The organism is Mesorhizobium sp. BHbdii (assembly GCF_053848045.1).
The window spans coordinates 207,589-225,447 of the sequence record NZ_JBSPKX010000001.1; the positions used below are offsets into that span (position 1 = coordinate 207,589).

The window sequence follows — 17,859 nt, forward strand, 5'->3', positions numbered from 1 at the left end:
GACAGCGCTTCGTCCAGGACCCCTCAACCGTCTTGGCGCTGCGCGCCAATCCACCTTCTCCCACAACAAGGGGAGAAGGATAAACCGCTGCGCTACCGCCCCTCGCGGTACCACATCGAGCCCAATGCCAGAAGCAGCAGGCCGAGACCGAGGAACCCGCCGAACAGCGGCACGCGCGAGACGGCCTTCAGCACGCTGTCGTCGGTGGTGCGCAGGCCGATCCAGTCGTTGCCGGCGGCCGCGCCCGTGGAGCGGACCGGGACGACCGACGGCAGCGTCACGCCGCCGGTGAGGTTGCCAAGGGCCGACGATTGCGCCAGCCGGCGCACGCTGCCGCCGGTGGCCTCGGCCGGCGCTTTCAGCCGGTTCTCGGTGGAGACGACGTCGGTGAATTCCGGCGCATTGACCGGGCCGACATGGGCAAGCGCCTTCAGATCGCCATTTCCGACCTGGTAGAGGCCGATCTCGCTGGTCTCGATGCTGCCCAGGAAGACGCCGGGTTCGGCTCTCTCTAGCTTGACGGTCATCGCCTTGCCGGACGGGGTGATGATCTGCGCCGGGCCGGGATCGTCGCTCATCGTCTGGCGGCGGATTTCCAGCATCATGCCGCGGCCGTCGGCGGTCAGCCGCTCCTCCTCGAGTTCAGGCTCCTTCATCAGCCAGTGGGCGATGCGGCGATAGAGCTGGACATGCGGGCCGCCGCCCTCGAAGCCGCGCGCCCATAACCAGCCCTGGTCGGACAGAAACATGCCGACGCGGCCTTCGCCCTTGCGGTCGAGCAGGAGCAGCGGACGGTTGTCGGCGCCCTTCATCACCGCCTCGCCCTCGGGGTTCTCGACGCCGATGGTGCGGAACCAGCGGCTCCAGTGCGGCGGCTCGGTGGCGGAACCGTCGAGCCCGCGCGTCACCGGATGGCGCTGGCCGAGCTCGGTGAGGCGCGGATAGAAGGCCTTGTCGACGACTTCTCCGGTCGGCATCGCCGGCAGCGCCGACATCAAAGGCGTGCGGGCGATGGAACTTTCGCCGGCATATTCGGGGCCTGCCGCGATCAGCAGCGCGCCGCCCTTTTCGACATATTCGGCGATGTAGTCGTAATAGAGGATCGGCAGCACGTCGCGGTGCTGATAGCGGTCGAAGATGATCAGGTCGAAATCCTTGATCTTCTCGACGAACAGCTCGCGCGTCGGGAAGGCGATCAGCGACAGTTCGTTGATCGGCGTGCCGTCCTGCTTCTCCGGCGGCCGCAGAATGGTGAAGTGGACCAGATCGACCGAGGCGTCGGATTTCAGAAGGTTGCGCCAGGTGCGCTCGCCGGCATGCGGCTCGCCGGAGACCAGCAGCACGCGCAAATTCTCGCGGATGCCGTCGATCAGCGCGATAGCGCGGTTGTTGGTGTCGGTGAGTTCGTCGGGCTCGGGATCGATAGCGAGTTCGACGATGTTGCGGCCGGCGCCGGGAATGGTCACCTGCAGCGGCATGGCCTGGCCGATGGTGGCGCGCTCGACCGAAACCTGCTCCCCATTGACCGACACGCGCACGTCGACCGAGCCGGCCTCGTTGTTGGCGCCGAGGACGCGATAGGTCATTTCGAGCGGCTTGCCGACCAGACCGAAGCGCGGCGCATTCTCGAAGCGGATGCGGCGATCCTTTTCCTGGTCGTTGCCGGTGATCAGCGCGTGCAGCGGGGCGTTGAAGTCGGGTGTGCCGCCAGGGGCGTCATGCACCTCGCCATCGGTGATCATGATGGCGCCGCCGATGCGCGAAGGCGGCACGTCGCGGAAAGCGCTTTCAAGCGCGCCGAAAAGCCGCGTTTCGGTGCGCTCCTCGGCGGCTTCCGACTTGCCGGCCTCGACAACGCGGACATCGAACTGCTTGAAGCGGCCAAGGCGCTGCTGAAGCCCGGCCAGCGCCTCGTCGGTCTGCTTGGTGCGCTCGCCAATGTCCTGGCTCTGGCTGCGGTCGACGACGACGGCGACGACGCTTTTCAGCGCCTCGCGCTCTTCGTCGAGGAACACCGGGTTGAGCAGGGCCGCGCCCAGCGCGAGCAGGCCGGCGAGACGGAAGACCGCGCCGCGCTGGCGAAACCACAGACCGACCAATGCCAGCAGCAACAGCGGCATCAGTACCAAGCCGAGCAGCGGCCAGGAGATGAGCGGTTCGAAGGCGAGCGACCAGTTCATGGCTTACTGCCCCAGCCGTTCGAGCAGCACCGGCACATGCACCTGATCGGATTTGTAGTTGCCGGTCAGCATGTACATCATGATGTTGACGCCGGCGCGTAGCGCATAAATGCGCTGCATCGGGTCTGACGGCACGGTCGGCAAAAGCGGGTCGCCATTCTCGTCGACCGCCCAGGCGCCGGCGAAATCATTGGCGGTGATCATGATCGGCGAGACGCCGTCGCCCGTGCGCACCGGGCGGTTCTCGGTGTTGGTGGCTTCGAGCGACGCCGCGACCCAGAGCGGGCCGCCGGCGAAACGTCCGGGAAACTCAGGCAGGATATAGAAGGATTTCGTCAGTACATGATCCGACGGCACCGGTTCCAACGGCGGCACGTTGAGATTGCCGAGGATGTCGCGCAGCCGCTCGGTCGCCGGACTAGCCGAATCCGCGCCGATGCCGGTGGCGAACTGGTCGCGCGTGTCGAACAGCACCGTGCCGCCCTGCTGCATATAGGCGTCGACGCGGCCGATCGCGGCCTGGCTCGGCATCGGTGCGGCAGGGTCGATCGGCCAGTAAATCAGGGGATAGAAGGACAGCTGGTCCTTCGAGATATCGACGCTCGCCGGCGCCCCCGGCTCGAGCGCGGTCTTCTCGATCAGGAAGCGGGTCAGGCCCTCCAGCCCGGCTTGGCTGATCGAATCGACGCTCCGTTCGCCGGTCTGCACATAGGCGATCCGGGTCTTCGAAATGTCCTCGATCGCCCGCTCGTCGCCAGGTTTGGAATCGTCGGCGCGGGCGATGTCGGTGTGGCCGACCAGCGCGCCGAGCGCAATCAGCAGAGCGGCTGTGGTTGCAGCAGCCGTGCCGGCGCGGCGCGGCCGGCGCGAGAACAGGCCGCCCATCCAGAACACGGCCAGCGTGTCGAGCACCATCAGCAAAAGGGCTGTCGCCACCAGCGGGCCCTTCAAATTGTGCGATTCGTCGAAGGCGTACTGGATGGTGGTGATCGGCACGGTGATCTGAGGACGGACCAGTGGTGCGAATCTGCTTTCAGCATTGAGCAGATTGTGGGCGAGGACGCCGGTTTCGGAGCCGTAGAGACCAGGCGGGTTCTCGAACGTCACCGGCAGCGGGCCGGCGCCCGGCACCAGCGGCCGTGCATCCGGCGTCGGCGGCACCAGCGTGCCGTCGGCTGATATCATGCGGTAGGGCGCCAGCGAGGTGGCGGCGGCTTCGGCATTGGCGACCGCTGCACCCTGATTGCGTGACAGTTGCACGATGCGGCGCAGCATCTCGACGAAGCTGCCGGAGATCGGCAGGTTCGACCAGGTCGCCTCCGGCGTGACATGGAACAGGACGAGCGTGCCCTTGCCCTTCTTCATCCCGGTCACCAGCGGCGTGCCGTCGGCAAGCGTGGCCCAGGTGCGCTCGACGATGTCGGGCGTCGGCTCGGCCAGCACCTGCCTGGTGACGGTGACTTCGGCGGGCGGAGCGAGGTCGGAGAAGGGACCGGTCTTCGGGAAGTCGGTGACCGGCTGCGGCGTCGTCCATGACAGCGCGCCGCCGAGCGAACGCTCGCCGGTACGCAGCCTGACCGGCAGCAGGTCGTCGTCATTGCCGGCGGCCACCAGCCGCGAGCCGGCGAACCGCACCAGCGTGCCGCCATTGTCGACCCAGTCGACCAGCCTCTGCCGCACCTGCTCCGGAATGGTGCCGACATCGGCCATGACAATCATCGCCGGCTTCTGGTCGAGGAGCTGCGGGATGGCGTCGGCAAGGTCGGCGCTCGACGGCTCAGTCAGATCGGCGAAGGGCTGCAGCGCGCGGCGGATGTAGTACAGCGGCGACAAAAGCGGCTGCGCCTGGTCGGCTTCGGCCTGCGACAGCAGTCCGACGCGACGGCGCTTGGAATTCTCATCGAGCACGCGGACGGCGCCGGCCTGCCGCTGGCCGTCGAGCGCGATCGAGGCGAAGTCGTTGCGCAGTTCGAACGGCACCGCCATCATGCCGGTGGCGGTGGATTCGCCCGGCGAGAAGGTCAGCGTGGCGTCGGCGATGCGGCGGCCCTTGTCGTCGAAGGCGCCGGCGGTCACCTGAGCCGGGGTCGGATCGCTCAGCGCGCGGATGGCGGTCAGCTCGAAGCCGTCCACCTGGTTGTCGGCGCCGGTCAGGCCGATCAAGCTAGGCCGGTCGGAGGCGGCCCAGACGACACGGGCGGCGTTCTTCGACAAAAGCGTGTTGAAGGCGGCCTCGTCGCCTTCCGCCGCCAGACCGTCGGCGAGCACCGCGACACTGGCGCCCGGCAAGGTCTCCAGGGTTGCCGCGACGCGGGCGTAGACAGCAGGGCGGTCGGTCGGGATCGGCCGCGGCTTTGCCGCGCGCAACCGGTCGAGCGCGGTGGCGGCGTCGAAGGGACCGATCTCGGCGTTCGGCTTCTCAGCGGTGAAGGCGATGATAACGGGCACGTCGTTGGAGCTGGCATCGGTGATCAGCCGTTCGGCAGTGGCGACGCGCTGGCCCCAGTCGGCGGCACTTGCCCAGTCATTGTCGATGACCAGCGCAAGAGCGGCACCCTCGGCCGGCAGTCTTTCACGCGGGTTGAAGACGGGTTCGGCCAGCGCCGTAACGATAAGAGCCGCCATCAGCAGCCTGAGCAGCGTCAGCCACCACGGGCTCTGTTGCGGCGTCTCCTCGCGCTTCAGAACCCGGGCCAGGATCTTCAGCGGCGGGAAGACCTCGGTCTGCGGTTTGGGCGGGGTGAACCGCAAAAGCCACCAGATCACGGGCAGTGCCAGAAGGCCCCACAGCACCATCGGCGCCCCGAAGGAGAGCGGCAACCAACTCATGCGCGGATCCTCCCGGCTGAGCTGCCATCGACGGTCATCGCCATGTGGACACGCACCAGCGCATCGGAGGCGAGACGGTCGGTGTGGTTGACGGTGAAGCTCCAGCCGAGCCGCTTGCACCAGTCGGTCAGCTCCTGGCGGCGGGCGATGTAAAGCAGTCGGTAATCATCGCCCAGCGTTTCGGCGCGGCCGGCGGTCAGCTTGTCGCCGGTCTCGGGATCGGTGAACTCGGTGCGGCCGGCATAGGGGAATCTCTCCTCGGCGGGGTCGGCGACCTCGATCAGATGGGCACGCACGCCGTGGCGGGCGAGCACGTCGAGCCAGGCGATGGTGTCCTCGACCGGATCGAGGAAGTCGCTAACGATGACGATGTCGCAGAAGCGGCGGATGACGGACAGATCGGGCTTTGCCGGCAATTCGCCGGCATGGGTGAGTTGTGCTGCGATGCGCTCGGCGCCGTTGCGGGCGGTGAACGGATCGGTCAGCCCGGGCCAGGCGATGCGTTCGCCGCTGCGCGACAGAAGCTCTGCCATGGCCAGCGCCAGCACCAGCGCGCGGGATTCCTTCGAGACGGTGGCGCCGGTCGATTTGTAGAGCATGGAAGGCGAGGGGTCTGCCCACAGCCACACCGTATGGGCGGCCTCCCATTCGCGGTCGCGCACATAGATGTGGTCGTCGCGGGCCGAGCGGCGCCAGTCGACGCGCGAGGAATCGCCTTCGACATAGGGCCGGAACTGCCAGAAATTCTCGCCGATGCCCCGCTTGCGGCGGCCGTGCCAGCCGGCGATCACGGTGTTGACGATGCGGCGTGCTTCGACCAGCAGGTCCGGCACCAGCGACGCCCGCAACCGACCGCGGGCGAGCGCGTCACGCGTCGCCGCCGGTGCCTGGGCCTCGCCTATACGCGCCATCAGATGCCTTTTGCCAGTTTCGCCACCACGTCGCGCACGGTCGTGCCCTCGGCACGGGCGGCAAAGGTCAGCGCCATGCGGTGCTGCAGCACAGGCTCGGCCAGCGCTCTGATATCGTCGATCGACGGCGCCAGCCGTCCGTCATAGAGGGCGCGGGCGCGGGCGCACAGTGTCAACGCCTGACTGGCGCGCGGGCCTGGCCCCCAGGCGACGTGCTTGTCGGTCTCGGCATTGCCCTGGCCGGGGCGCGCCGAGCGCACCAGTTGGAGGATCGCCTCGACAACGCTTTCCGGCACCGGCATGCGGCGAATGAGAGTCTGGATCTCCTTCAGTCGCGCCGGCTGCAGTACGTTCTGCGCCTTGGCGTCCTCGATGCCTGTGGTTTCCAGAAGAATGCGGCGCTCCGCCTCGATTTCCGGATAGAGGATGTCGACCTGCATGAGGAAGCGGTCAAGCTGTGCCTCGGGCAGCGGATAGGTGCCTTCCTGCTCCAACGGGTTCTGCGTCGCCAGTACGTGGAAGGGCGCCGGCAGGTCGTGGCGGACACCGGCAATGGTGACGTGGTATTCCTGCATCGACTGCAGCAGCGCCGACTGGGTGCGGGGTGAGGCGCGGTTGATCTCGTCGGCCATCAGCAGTTGCGCGAAGATCGGCCCGGAGATGAAGCGGAAGGAACGCTTGCCGAATTCGTCCTGCTCCATCACCTCGGAGCCGAGAATGTCGGACGGCATCAGGTCAGGCGTGAACTGGATGCGGCGGGAATCGAGGCCGAGCACGATGCCCAGCGTCTCGACCAGCTTGGTCTTGGCGAGGCCGGGCACGCCGACCAGCAGCGCATGGCCGCCGGCGAGCAGCGCCACAAGCGTGCGTTCGACGACGCTTTCCTGGCCGAAAATGACGCGGCCGACGCCATCGCGAACCCTGGAAATGTCGGCCAGCGCCGTCTCGGCCTGGGCGATCATGTCCTTTTCGCTGATCGGGCTTTCCTTGATCATCACGCTCATGCAGCATCGATCCTTCTCGTTGGAGATACCGGCTTGCACCTTCGACGCTGCAGAGTGCCGCGATTCGGCCTCCCATGGCGCCTGTCTTTGAACTTAAATCACTGGCTTAGGCTGACAAGCGGAACAACAGTGACTATTTCGTGACCATGACAGAACGCGCCGACGATCGTGAAGAGAGCCTGACGGCCGCCGCCGAGGCGTGCGGACTGGAGGCACTGATCTCGCGTGCCGCCCGCGCGGGCAAGGGGCCGGCGCCGGTTGAGCGCTGGAATCCGGCCTTTTGCGGCGATCTCGACATGGAGATCAGAGAGGACGGCACCTGGTTCTACCAGGGCACGCCGATCGGCCGCATGCCGTTGGTGCAGCTGTTTTCCTCCGTGCTGCGCAAGGACGAAGACGGCAAGACCTATCTTGTAACACCGGTGGAAAGGGTCGGCATCCGCGTCGTCGACGCGCCCTTCATCGCCGTCGAGATGGACGTTTCCGGCACCGGCGATGGCCAAGTCATCACTTTCCGCACCAATGTCGGCGACGTGGTCGAGGCCGGACCGGACCATCCGCTACGCTTCGTCGATGAAGACGCGACCGGTGGCCTGAAACCCTATGTGCTGGTGCGCGGACGGCTGGAAGCGCTGGTGGCGCGGCCGGTGATGTACGAACTGGTCGAGCATGGCGAAGAGATCGATGTCGCCGGCAGAAGGATGTTTGCCGTCCGCTCGAAGGGCGCGGTCTATCCGATAATGCCCGCGGAAAAACTGCAGCGGCTGAGTGCATGATCGGCAGCGATGGTGGACCAGGTGACGCTATGGACCAAGTGACGCGGGCGCCGTTTTCGGCCGAGGATTTTCGCGCCCGCGTCGCGGCGCAGCCGCTGGCGCATGCCGCCGACGATTATGGCGACCATCGCTTCAACCCCGGCCATCCGCGTTTGAAGCTCGCAAAGGCGCTGCGCGATGCCGCCGTGCTGATCCCGGTGATCGATCACGGTCGCGATGCCACGGTTCTGCTGACCAAACGGGCTGAAAAGCTGCGAAACCATTCGGGGCAGGTGGCCTTTCCGGGCGGCACGATCGATCCAACCGATCCGAGCCCGGAGGCGGCGGCATTGCGCGAGACATTCGAGGAGATCGGGCTCGGCCAGGACCGGGTCGAGATCATCGGCCGCATGCCTGATTACGTCTCCGGCAGCGGCTACCGCATCGCCCCGGTGCTGGGAATAGTGCGGCCGGATTTTTCACTGACGCTGAATTCCGAGGAGGTCGACGCCGCCTTCGAAGTGCCGCTGCGCTTCCTGATGGACCCGGCCAACCACGGCCGCGAAAGCCGCATGTGGAACGACCTCGAATGGGTCTTTTACGAGATGCCCTATGACGGACAACGCATCTGGGGCGTCACCGCCGGCATCATCCGCACGCTCTATGAAAGGCTCTATACGTGAGCGGGCGGGTGTCGCTCGCGGGCAAAGCCGACTGGCTCGGCGAAAAGCACCTGCAGCGCCTGCTGGCGGCGCTGGCGGATGGCGGCGAGGAGGCGCGTGTCGCCGGCGGCGCGGTACGCAATGCGCTCATTGGCCAGCCGGTCGCCGACGTCGATATTGCCACCACGACCGTGCCTGATGAAACCATCCGCCGCGCCGAGGCGGCGGGCTTCAAGGCCGTGCCGACCGGCATCGAGCACGGCACCATCACGATTGTCGCCGGCGGGAAGCCGTTCGAGGTGACTACGCTGCGCGCCGACATCGAGACCGACGGACGGAGGGCCAAGGTGTCGTTCGGACGCGACTGGAAGGCCGACGCGGAACGGCGCGATTTCACCATCAACGCGCTCTATGCCGAGGCCGACGGGACGATCGTTGACCTGGTCGGCGGCGTCGCCGACATCGAGGCGCGCCGGCTGCGTTTCATCGGCGATCCGGAGGCGCGCATCCGCGAGGATTATCTACGCATCCTGCGCTTTTTCCGCTTCTTCGCCTGGTATGGCGACGGCCGGCCGGATGCCGAAGGGCTGAAGGCCTGCGCCCGGCTCAAGGAGGGGCTTGGCCAACTCTCGGTCGAGCGCGTCTGGTCCGAGCTGAAGAAGCTGCTGTCGGCCCCCGATCCATCGCGCGCCTTGCTGTGGATGCGCCAGGCCAGCGTGCTCACCAGCGTTCTGCCGGAAACCGAGAAATGGGGCATCGATGCGATCCATGCGCTGACCAGGGCCGAGAATGATCTAGGCTGGACGCCGGACCCGCTGCTCAGGCTGGAAGCGATCGTGCCGCCGGACGCCGCGCGGCTGAAGACGCTCGCCGAGCGGCTGAGATTCTCCGTCAGCGATGCCGGCCGTCTCAGGCAGTGGGCGCTGACAGCGCCTGTCGAGCCGAAGACGACCGAAGCGGAACTCGCAAAACGGCTCTATCGTGGCGATCATCAGGGCCTTGTCGATCGCTTGCGGCTGTCGCTCGCTTCCGCTAGAGGCCGCGCCGTCGAGGACAATGACGCGCTGCTCGAAGCCGGCGGCTTCTCGCGCCTGCTCGCCTTCGCCGGAAAATGGAAAAAGCCTGACTTTCCGCTCAAGGGCGCCGATCTGACGACGCTAGGCGCGTCGCCCGGACCGAAACTCGGCGCAACCTTGAAGAACCTCGAAAACGAGTGGGTCGAGTCCGGCTTTGCGCTGGATCGCGGCGCACTTCTCGAGCGCGCCGCAGAAGCACTCGAAAGTTAGAAAACGTTTGGAAACTCTACTCTGGCGGCCATCTGATGGCGTTTTCTGCGCTTCCGGTACTCACGGACCCAAATGTCCGCTGCGCTCCGGTTCTCGAAACCACCACCATATGACTCGCCAGAGCAAATTTCGAAACAGTCTCTTAGGCATTGTCAGGCCGCGTCGCGGGGCTTTTCGATGCGCGAACGGATGGCTTCGATCATCGTCTCGCGGATGATCGTCTCGCCATGCGTCTCACGCATGTGCTCGACCGCACGACGCATGATCTCGGCTTCCTCGTCGGCGCGCGTATGCCAGTCACAACCCGGAACGAGCGAGCCGCAGTGGAATTCCTTCATCGGATTCTCCCTTTTTCCTCCTCGGAGCGCCGCATCTGCTCTGACACGGAAGCTCCACACCTTGATCGACGCATGATCCCTGGCGAACCGGAATCGGCATTCGGGTCATGCGCTGGCCGAGCCAGCATAACACGATCGAATGGTTTTGGTTGCGTTAGAGCGCCGCGCTTCCGGTGGACGCGTAAAGGACGCTCCAACGTTTTGTCATCTGCGCATGATCCTTCCGAAAACCGGAAGCAGCTTTCGGGGTCATGCGCGAGAAACCGAAAGGGCGAAGCAGCGCTGCTCCGCCCTCTTACGCTACCCCGGAGGCAAGACCTCGTCTTGCTCCAGCGAGCAGGCGATCACTTCACGATCCTGACTGCCTCGGCAATTTTGTGCTTGCCGCTCATGTCCCACGAAACGCGGACCTTTTCGCCGGCCTTCAGGCCAGGGTTCTTGAAGGCCTTGGGCAGCGTAAAGGCAGATCCGTCATCCAGAACAAGGCTCATGGTTGTTCCATCGTAAGTTTTGACCGTGCCCGTGGTGTGCTTGACCGCTGCGAAGGCAGCGCCACCAGAGGCAAGAACGGCAGCAGCCGCAACCGACATAATAAGCTTGCGCATGGCATGCTCTCCTGGAAAATGAGGGCACCATTTTGGGAAGGTGCCCCACTCAATAATGGGCCGTCCGGTCGCGTCGGGTCGCGGTTCTAGGGGAGGATGAACCGCCGGCGTTTCCCGGCCCGGAACGAAAAATAATCTTGCTTTTTCAATTGCATATTAGACGAAAAAGATATTCTGCGCGCCACATTCGCCGCCAAAATCAAACGATTTGGACCTGATTGCGGCTCACGTCCAACTCACCGAGATTTTACGGCCATTTCACTTCCGGTGGCAGGCTGGACAGGATCGAGGCCACGTTGCCGCCAGTCTTCAGTCCGAAGATAGTGCCGCGATCGTGAAGCAAGTTGAATTCGACATAGCGGCCGCGGCGAATGAGCTGTTCTTCACGGTCGCCGTCGGTCCAGTTATCGTTGAAATTGGCCCGCACCAGATGTCCGTAGACGACGAGAAAAGATCGCCCGACATCCCGGACGAAGTTGAAATCGGCGTTCCAGCCGCCTTTGTCCTCACCCGAATGCAGCCAATCGAAGAAGATGCCGCCGGTGCCGCGCGGTTCGTCGCGATGCGGCAGATAGAAATACTCGTCGCACCAGGCCTTGAATTTTGCATGGTCGGCGACGCCAGCGTGCTTCTCGCAGGCGAATCGCATGGCCCTGTGGAAGGCAACCGTGTCCGGGTCGTCCTGGGTGCGGCGACGGTCGAGCACCGGCGTCAGGTCGGCGCCGCCGCCGAACCACTGGCGCGAGGTGACGACCATGCGCGTGTTCATGTGCACCGCCGGCACGTTCGGGTTCCACGGATGAGCGATCAGCGAAATGCCACTCGCCCAGAAGCCCGGGTCTTCCTCGGCGCCCGGCATCTGCTTCCTGAACTCCGGCGAGAACTCGCCATAGACGGTGGAGGTGTGGACGCCGACCTTCTCGAAAACGCGGCCACGCATCATCGACATGGTGCCGCCGCCGCCCTTGCCGGCGTCGCGCTCCCACGGCGTCCTTTCGAAGCGGCCGGGCGACCATGAGGCCTGCGGCCCCTGCAGGTCCTGCTCGATCTGCTCGAAGGCGGCGCAGATGCGCTCGCGCAACGTCTCGAACCACAGCCGCGCCTTCATCTTCTTCTGTTCGATGTCGGCCGGCAGCCCCGCCGGTATTTCGGGTCGTTGCAAATGCTGTCTCCGGCTGTGGGGCGCGTACCCCGACAAATGACTCGTCTTTTCCGGTCGCGATCCCTAATCTCTTAGGTGCAAGGGTCAAGTGTGAATGGAGTTCTTTCGTGCGCACCCCGGCAAGACCGCCGCTGGATGGCCTGAAGAAGAGGCTCGACCGTTCGCGCGCCGAGCGCGAGCGCATGCCACGCGACGGGTTCCTGCGCGAGACCTTCGTCCTGCCGCGCTCCGATGCGCGGCTTAAGGCGAAGGAGTGGTTCGAGCGCTTTCCCAAGCAGGCCTACTGGACCGAGATCGAAAGCTGGTTCGAGCGGCCGGGCGACGTCATCGAGTTCACCATCAGGCGATTGCCGGCGGCAGATTAACGAGTGACCAACAACCGCCTTGCTCCTGGGCCTTGGGCGCTCAATCGGTCTTCCTTGTTCCGCAGCGGGCACTTGTCGATCGACATGCAGCCGCAGCCGATGCAGTCGGTCAGCCCGTCGCGCAGCTTCTTCAGCTGGGCAATCTTCTGATCGAGCTGGTCGCGCCAGGCCGTTGAAAGCAGGTTCCAGTCCTCGCGCGTCGGTGTGCGGCCCTCAGGCAGCGATTCAAGTGCAGCACCGATCTCGGCCAGCGAGATGCCGACCTCCTGCGCGATCCTGATGATCGCCACACGCCTCAGCACGTCGCGGCCGTAGCGCCGCTGGTTGCCTGATGTGCGGTGGCTGCGGATCAGTCCGCGCGCCTCGTAGAAATGCAGCGCCGATACCGCCACCCCGCTTCGCGTCGCCACCTGGCCGACCGTCAGTTCCGTCACCGCCATTCGAATTTTCCGCTTGACCTCAAGTTAAGTTGAGCTTGTAACGAAGAAACCCTGGACATGCAAACCGCAGGAGAAGGCGATGTGCGCCTGGGTGAGAATGACAAGAGAGCGTGCGCTCGTCGGCCAGAAAGCGGCCGTGTTCGCTGCGCCCACCGAGGGTCTGCGAATGCTATCCGAGCTGCCGGTTCGCCTCACCGGCCACCATGGCGACGGACAGCGCGACGTTGATGCTGCGCGCGCCCGGCTGCATCGGGATGATCAGTCGCGCATCCGCCGCCTCGTGGACAGGATCCGGCACGCCTGCGGATTCGCGGCCGAACAAAAGAATGTCGGCGTCGGCGAAGGCGAAATCGGTGTAGGCGTTCGCGGCTCTGGTCGACAGCAGCACCAGCCGCCGCGCTTCGCCTCTGCGCCAGTTCTCGAAGGCGTGCCAGTCGACATGCCGGGTCAGAGCCGCCAGTTCGAGATAGTCCATGCCGGCCCGTTTCAGCGCCCGGTCGGAGAGCAGGAAGCCGGCCGGTTCGATGATGTCGACGCCGAGGCCGAGGCAAGCGGCGAAGCGCAGGATTGTTCCGGTGTTGCCGGCGATATCCGGCTGGTAGAGCGCGATGCGGAGACGGTTGTTCATTTCCGCATCCTTCTAATAAGTGGCAGATCGGCCACAGCAGGCTCGCGGTTTTGGAAATTGCTGGACTGGCGGGTGGTCATTTTCTGCGAAGTCGGCTATACGCCGGGCATTGTCAACCCGAACCGATGGAGGGGTAGTTCATGATGATCATGTACATCCAGCGCCCCTCTTGCGGGCTTACCAGCCTGCCGGCGGTTTCGGTACGACGATTCTCCTGACCTTTTAGACTTCGATCGCACCGATTCTTAGCCGAAACCCTTTTTCGGCCTTCGAAGGAATCCTGCGATGTTTTTCAAGCTGTCGAAGGGGCTGAACGCCCCGCCTGAACACGCCTCTGTTCAATCCCTGCCTTTCGCCGGCCATTGGCCCGCGAACGGGCCGGACTTTTTTCTGTATTTTTCACATGGAGGACGGACCGATGTTCGATCCCTGCAAAATTCCCGGTTCAAGAAGCCTGCACGAGCGCAGGATGGCGACATGGGCGCTTTTGATCGGCGAAACCTATTCGTCTGCGGCTCACGCCGAGACCCGCCGGCGCCCGCATCGCGGCATGCTGCCGGACGTCGATTTCTCGCGCGCGGTTCCCGACCGCAGCCGGCCGTCGCTGGTGGGCCGGATCATCGGGCTGATCCGGCCCGGCGCAAAAACCGGCGCGAAACTCCGGGTCGTCGACACAGCACTGTCAGGATCGTCAAGCGAGCCTGTCGGCGAAAAGCCCGCGACATCCTATATTGCGCGAAGCAGGACCGGCGGCCCGAGTGATTCCGGGATGCCGGCCCTTGCCGCCACGCGATCCCATGGCGCTACGCGCCCCAAGGATGCCACGCGCTCCGCGCCGTGTGAGCGAAAACAAGCATGTGAGTGCCAAGACAATGTTCCGCTGGTTTGAAACAAGGCTCGATCCGTTCCCTGCCGAGGAGCCGGTCGAGCCGCCGAAGACGCTGATCGCCTTCTGCGTGCACTATACGCGCGGCGCCTGGCCCTACATCGCTGTCGATGCGACGCTGGTGACGGCTATCGCCCTTGCCGAGGTGTGGATGTTCGGCTTCATGGGCCGGATCGTCGACTGGCTGTCGGCGCAGAATCGCGAGACATTTCTGCAGACCGAAGGCTGGAAGCTCGCCGGCATGGCTTTCATCGTGGTTTTCGCGCTGCCGGCGACGGTCTGGTTCCATGCGCTCCTCAATCAGCAGACGCTGATGGGCAACTATCCGATGCGTATCCGCTGGCAGGTGCATCGCTACCTGCTCAAGCAGTCGATGGCCTTCTATCAGGACGAGTTCGCCGGACGCATCGCGACCAAGCTGATGCAAACGGCGCTCGCCGTGCGCGAATGCGTCATCAAGCTCATCGACGTGCTCAACTATGTCGTGGTCTATTTCCTCGGCATGCTGTTCATTGTCGGCTCGGCCGACTGGCGGCTGGCGGCACCGCTTGCCGTCTGGCTTGTCGGCTATATCCTGCTGTTGCGCTATTTCATTCCGCGATTGGGCAAGGTCGGCGAGGAGCAGGCCAATGCGCGCTCGACCATGACCGGCCGCGTCGTCGACAGCTACTCCAACATCCAGACGGTCAAGCTGTTCTCGCATGCGCGGCGCGAGGCGTCCTTCGCGCGGGAAGGCATGGCCGGCTTTCTCGATACCGTTTACCGGTCGATGCGGCTGGTGACGCAGCTCTACGGCCTCCTCTACATCCTGAATTCGCTGCTGTTGTTTTCGGTCACCGCGATCTCGCTGTGGCTGTGGCTCGGCCAGGCGGTGACGATCGGCGCCGTCGCCCTGGTCATCGGCCTCGTGCTTCGGCTGTGGGGCATGTCGCAATGGATCATGTGGGAAATGTCCACCCTGTTCGAGAATATCGGCACGGTGCAGGACGGCATCAGTTCGATCTCGCTGCCGCGCCTCGTCGAAGACAGGCCTGGGGCCAAGGATACTGCCGTGACCAAGGGCGAGATCCGTTTCGAGGACATCCGCTTCCACTACGGCAAACAGAAGGGCGTGATCGAAAGCCTGTCGCTGACGGTGAAGCCGGGCGAAAAGGTCGGCATCGTCGGCCGCTCGGGCGCCGGCAAGTCGACGCTGGTCAACCTTCTCTTGCGTTTCTACGATCTTGAGAGCGGCAAGATCCTGATCGACGGCCAGGAAATCGCGGCGGTGACGCAGGATTCGCTGCGCGCCCAGATCGGCATGGTCACGCAGGATACCTCGCTGCTCCATCGTTCGGTGCGCGAGAACATCCTTTATGGCCGACCGGACGCCAGCGACGAGATGCTGGTCGAGGCAGCTCGCCGCGCCGAGGCACTTGATTTCATATCAAGGCTTTCGGACGCCAGTGGCCGCACGGGTTTCGATGCGCATGTCGGCGATCGCGGCGTCAAATTGTCCGGCGGCCAGCGGCAACGCATTGCCATTGCTCGCGTTATGCTGAAGGACGCGCCGATCCTCATCCTCGACGAGGCGACGTCTGCGCTCGATTCGGAGGCCGAAGCGGCGATCCAGGAGAACCTCTACAAGCTCATGCAAGGCAAGACCGTCATCGCCATCGCGCACCGGCTCTCGACCATCGCGGCGATGGACCGGCTCGTCGTCATGGATAAGGGCCGCGTCATCGAGGAAGGTTCGCATGAGGAACTCGTCGCCAGGGGCGGGCTTTATGCGCAGCTTTGGCAGCGCCAGTCGGGCGGCTTCCTGCTCGACGACGGTGCTTCCGCCAACGATGCCATCATCAAGGGTCAAGCAGCAGAATGATGGCAGCAGAATGAGAGCAGCAGAATGATGGCCGCCGAATGATGATTGCCGTCTATCGCTGGTTCGAGAACTGGGTCTATCCATTCAGGGAGCCCGCGGGCCTTCGGCCACCGGTCAGCGTCAGGGGATTCCTCTGGCACTATGTCGGCCAGGCGAAGGTCGCCTTCTTCGCCATGCTGATCATCGGCGGCATCGCGCCGCTGGTCGAGGCTGGACTGTTCTACTTCGTCGGCAGGCTGGTCGACATTCTCGACCAGCTCACCGGCGAGCGCAGCTGGGGAGCGCTGTGGACTGCCGCCGGTCCCGAACTCGTCTTCATGGCCGCCGTGGTGCTGGTCATCCGCACCATCGTCGTCGGCCTGGCGGCATTGGTCGACGAGCAGACGATCACCCCCGGCTTCTACAATCTGGTGCGCTGGCAGGCGCACCGCCATGTCTCGCGCCAATCCTACGCCTTTTTCCAGAACGATTTCGCCGGCCGCATCGCCACAAAGGTCTGGCAGGCAGGGCAGGCGACCGGCGATTTGATGGAAAGCTTCATTGAGGTCGTCTGGTTCATGGTCGTCTACACGGTGACGACGCTGGTGCTGGTCGCCGGCCTCGATTTGCGGCTGGCGGTGCTGGTGGTGATCTGGATCACCGCCTTCGGCTGGCTGGCCAAGCGCTATCTGCCGGCGATCCGCAAGCATGCCGAGGAAACCGCCGAGGCCGGTTCGATGATCACCGGCCGCTTCGTCGATTCCTATTCGAACGTGCAGACGCTGAAGCTGTTCTCGGCCGATGGCGACGACCGTTACATCAGGAGCGGCTTCGATATCTATCTCGAGGCGCTGCGGCCGTTCACCCGCCGGCTGACCGGCGTGCGCATGGCGCTGACGACGCTGTCGGGGATCATGATCACCGCGATCGCCTGTTTTGCGGTCTATCTCTGGATCGAAGGCTCGATCACAGTCGGCGCCGTCGCCTTCACGCTATCGCTGGTGTTGCGGCTCAACATGCTGCTCGGCCGGCTGATGATGCAGCTCAATGGCATCCTGCGGAATCTCGGCGTGCTGGAAAACTCCAAGGCGCTGATCTCGCAGCCACTCGGCCTGACCGACGCGCCCGACGCCAGGGAGCTTGTCGTGGTCGGCGGCCGCATCGACGTGAAAAAAGTCGAGTTCCACTACGGCAAGGGGTTCGGCGTGCTCAACGGCATCGACCTTGTCGTGCGGCCGGGTGAGAAGGTCGGACTGGTCGGGCCATCCGGCGCCGGCAAGACGACGCTCGCCAATCTGATCCTGCGCCTCTACGACCTCGAGCGCGGAAAGATCACCATCGACGGGCAGGATGTTGCCAAAGTCACGCAGAATTCGCTGCGCGCCAATATCGGCGTCGTCAGCCAGGATACCGCGCTTTTCCACCGCTCGCTTCGCGACAACATCAAGCTCGGCATGCCGCAAGCAACCGACGCCGAGGTGGTCGCGGCCGCGAAGAAAGCCGAGGCGCACGACTTCATCCTCGACTTGCGCGACAATCGTGATCGCCAGGGCTACGAGGCCTTTGTCGGCGAGCGCGGCGTGAAATTGTCTGGCGGCCAGCGCCAGCGCGTCGCGATCGCCCGCGTCTTCCTCAAGGACGCGCCGATCCTGATACTCGACGAAGCGACGTCGGCGCTCGATTCCGACATTGAGGCGGCCATCCAGGAAAATCTGGCGAGGCTGATGGAGAACAAGACGGTCATCGCCATCGCGCATCGGCTGTCGACCATCGCCGCACTCGATCGCCTGGTGGTGCTCGACGGCGGCCGCATCGTCGAACAAGGCACGCATGACGAACTGGTCGCGCTCGACGGGCTCTATGCGCGGCTGTGGAAGCGGCAGTCCGGCGGCTTCCTGTACAACGAGGAGAGCGTGCTGGAGGAGACGCGGCCGGCGGAGTAGGGCCAGATTTCAGCAAAAACCGGAG

Annotated in this window: 16 protein-coding genes; 7 read left to right on the forward strand and 9 right to left on the reverse strand. The window is 64.7% G+C overall.

The features are described 5' to 3' along the window. Nucleotides 1-92: 92 nt before the first annotated feature. The 4 genes from ACWTU8_RS00925 to ACWTU8_RS00940 are packed head-to-tail and all read right to left on the reverse strand — an operon-like array spanning nucleotide 93 to nucleotide 6,924. On the reverse strand, nucleotides 93-2,180 hold the full coding sequence (locus tag ACWTU8_RS00925; protein WP_455846685.1) for a hypothetical protein: 2,088 nt from the start codon (nucleotides 2,178-2,180) through the stop codon (nucleotides 93-95). Between the two features lie 3 nt (nucleotides 2,181-2,183). Then, complete coding sequence (locus ACWTU8_RS00930) at nucleotides 2,184-5,009, reverse strand: DUF4159 domain-containing protein (RefSeq protein WP_455846686.1); 2,826 nt, start codon at nucleotides 5,007-5,009, stop codon at nucleotides 2,184-2,186. Further along, entirely contained in the window at nucleotides 5,006-5,920 is a 915-nt protein-coding gene (locus tag ACWTU8_RS00935) for a DUF58 domain-containing protein (protein ID WP_455846687.1), read from the reverse strand. The genes ACWTU8_RS00930 and ACWTU8_RS00935 overlap by 4 nt, the downstream gene beginning before the upstream one ends. After that, nucleotides 5,920-6,924, reverse strand: a complete 1,005-nt coding sequence (locus tag ACWTU8_RS00940) for an AAA family ATPase (RefSeq protein ID WP_029349890.1) — start codon at nucleotides 6,922-6,924, stop codon at nucleotides 5,920-5,922. Before ACWTU8_RS00940 ends, ACWTU8_RS00935 begins: the two co-directional genes overlap by 1 nt. A 146-nt stretch (nucleotides 6,925-7,070) precedes the next feature. Here ACWTU8_RS00940 and ACWTU8_RS00945 point away from each other — a divergent pair, with 146 nt between their 5' ends. The 3 genes from ACWTU8_RS00945 to ACWTU8_RS00955 are packed head-to-tail and all read left to right on the forward strand — an operon-like array spanning nucleotide 7,071 to nucleotide 9,627. Further along, entirely contained in the window at nucleotides 7,071-7,700 is a 630-nt protein-coding gene (locus tag ACWTU8_RS00945) for a DUF1285 domain-containing protein (protein WP_455848351.1), read from the forward strand. A 29-nt stretch (nucleotides 7,701-7,729) separates the two neighbouring features. After that, nucleotides 7,730-8,362: a CoA pyrophosphatase gene (locus ACWTU8_RS00950; protein ID WP_455848352.1), complete on the forward strand. Its 633-nt coding sequence runs from the start codon at nucleotides 7,730-7,732 to the stop codon at nucleotides 8,360-8,362. Then, nucleotides 8,359-9,627 carry a CCA tRNA nucleotidyltransferase gene (locus ACWTU8_RS00955; protein WP_455846688.1) on the forward strand — a complete coding sequence of 423 codons (1,269 nt, stop codon included), beginning with the start codon at nucleotides 8,359-8,361 and terminating at the stop codon, nucleotides 9,625-9,627. Before ACWTU8_RS00950 ends, ACWTU8_RS00955 begins: the two co-directional genes overlap by 4 nt. A 152-nt stretch (nucleotides 9,628-9,779) precedes the next feature. Here ACWTU8_RS00955 and ACWTU8_RS00960 read toward each other — a convergent pair whose 3' ends face one another. The 3 genes from ACWTU8_RS00960 to hemF form a co-directional block, all read right to left on the reverse strand. Continuing rightward, nucleotides 9,780-9,965, reverse strand: a complete 186-nt coding sequence (locus ACWTU8_RS00960) for a DUF1059 domain-containing protein (protein WP_029349897.1) — start codon at nucleotides 9,963-9,965, stop codon at nucleotides 9,780-9,782. Nucleotides 9,966-10,309: 344 nt separating this feature from the next. Next, the gene (locus tag ACWTU8_RS00965; protein WP_029349900.1) at nucleotides 10,310-10,570 is read right to left on the reverse strand and encodes a DUF1344 domain-containing protein; all 261 of its coding nucleotides are present in this window, start codon (nucleotides 10,568-10,570) and stop codon (nucleotides 10,310-10,312) included. Between the two features lie 247 nt (nucleotides 10,571-10,817). Beyond that, the gene (gene hemF / locus ACWTU8_RS00970; RefSeq protein WP_029349902.1) at nucleotides 10,818-11,732 is read right to left on the reverse strand and encodes an oxygen-dependent coproporphyrinogen oxidase; all 915 of its coding nucleotides are present in this window, start codon (nucleotides 11,730-11,732) and stop codon (nucleotides 10,818-10,820) included. Nucleotides 11,733-11,839: 107 nt separating this feature from the next. Between hemF and ACWTU8_RS00975 the strand changes: the two genes are divergently transcribed. Next, nucleotides 11,840-12,097, forward strand: coding sequence for a hypothetical protein (locus ACWTU8_RS00975; RefSeq protein ID WP_006202578.1), 258 nt, complete (start codon nucleotides 11,840-11,842; stop codon nucleotides 12,095-12,097). Here the strand turns inward: ACWTU8_RS00975 and soxR are convergent. Together soxR and ACWTU8_RS00985 are read right to left on the reverse strand one after the other, a co-directional pair. Then, nucleotides 12,094-12,537: a redox-sensitive transcriptional activator SoxR gene (gene soxR / locus ACWTU8_RS00980; protein ID WP_455846689.1), complete on the reverse strand. Its 444-nt coding sequence runs from the start codon at nucleotides 12,535-12,537 to the stop codon at nucleotides 12,094-12,096. The two genes, ACWTU8_RS00975 and soxR, sit on opposite strands and share 4 nt — an antisense overlap. 169 nt (nucleotides 12,538-12,706) lie before the next feature. Then, nucleotides 12,707-13,165, reverse strand: coding sequence for a tRNA (cytidine(34)-2'-O)-methyltransferase (locus ACWTU8_RS00985; RefSeq protein ID WP_287336940.1), 459 nt, complete (start codon nucleotides 13,163-13,165; stop codon nucleotides 12,707-12,709). Between the two features lie 487 nt (nucleotides 13,166-13,652). Between ACWTU8_RS00985 and ACWTU8_RS00990 the strand changes: the two genes are divergently transcribed. From ACWTU8_RS00990 to ACWTU8_RS01000, 3 genes are read left to right on the forward strand one after another with little or no spacing between them, the layout of a single operon-like run. Further along, nucleotides 13,653-14,054, forward strand: a complete 402-nt coding sequence (locus tag ACWTU8_RS00990) for a hypothetical protein (protein WP_455846690.1) — start codon at nucleotides 13,653-13,655, stop codon at nucleotides 14,052-14,054. After that, nucleotides 14,038-15,912 (forward strand): ABC transporter ATP-binding protein, encoded by a 1,875-nt coding sequence (locus ACWTU8_RS00995; RefSeq protein ID WP_455848353.1) that lies wholly within the window; start codon nucleotides 14,038-14,040, stop codon nucleotides 15,910-15,912. The genes ACWTU8_RS00990 and ACWTU8_RS00995 overlap by 17 nt, the downstream gene beginning before the upstream one ends. Before the next feature lie 38 nt (nucleotides 15,913-15,950). Further along, entirely contained in the window at nucleotides 15,951-17,834 is a 1,884-nt protein-coding gene (locus tag ACWTU8_RS01000) for an ABC transporter ATP-binding protein (RefSeq protein WP_455846691.1), read from the forward strand. Nucleotides 17,835-17,859: the final 25 nt, after the last annotated feature.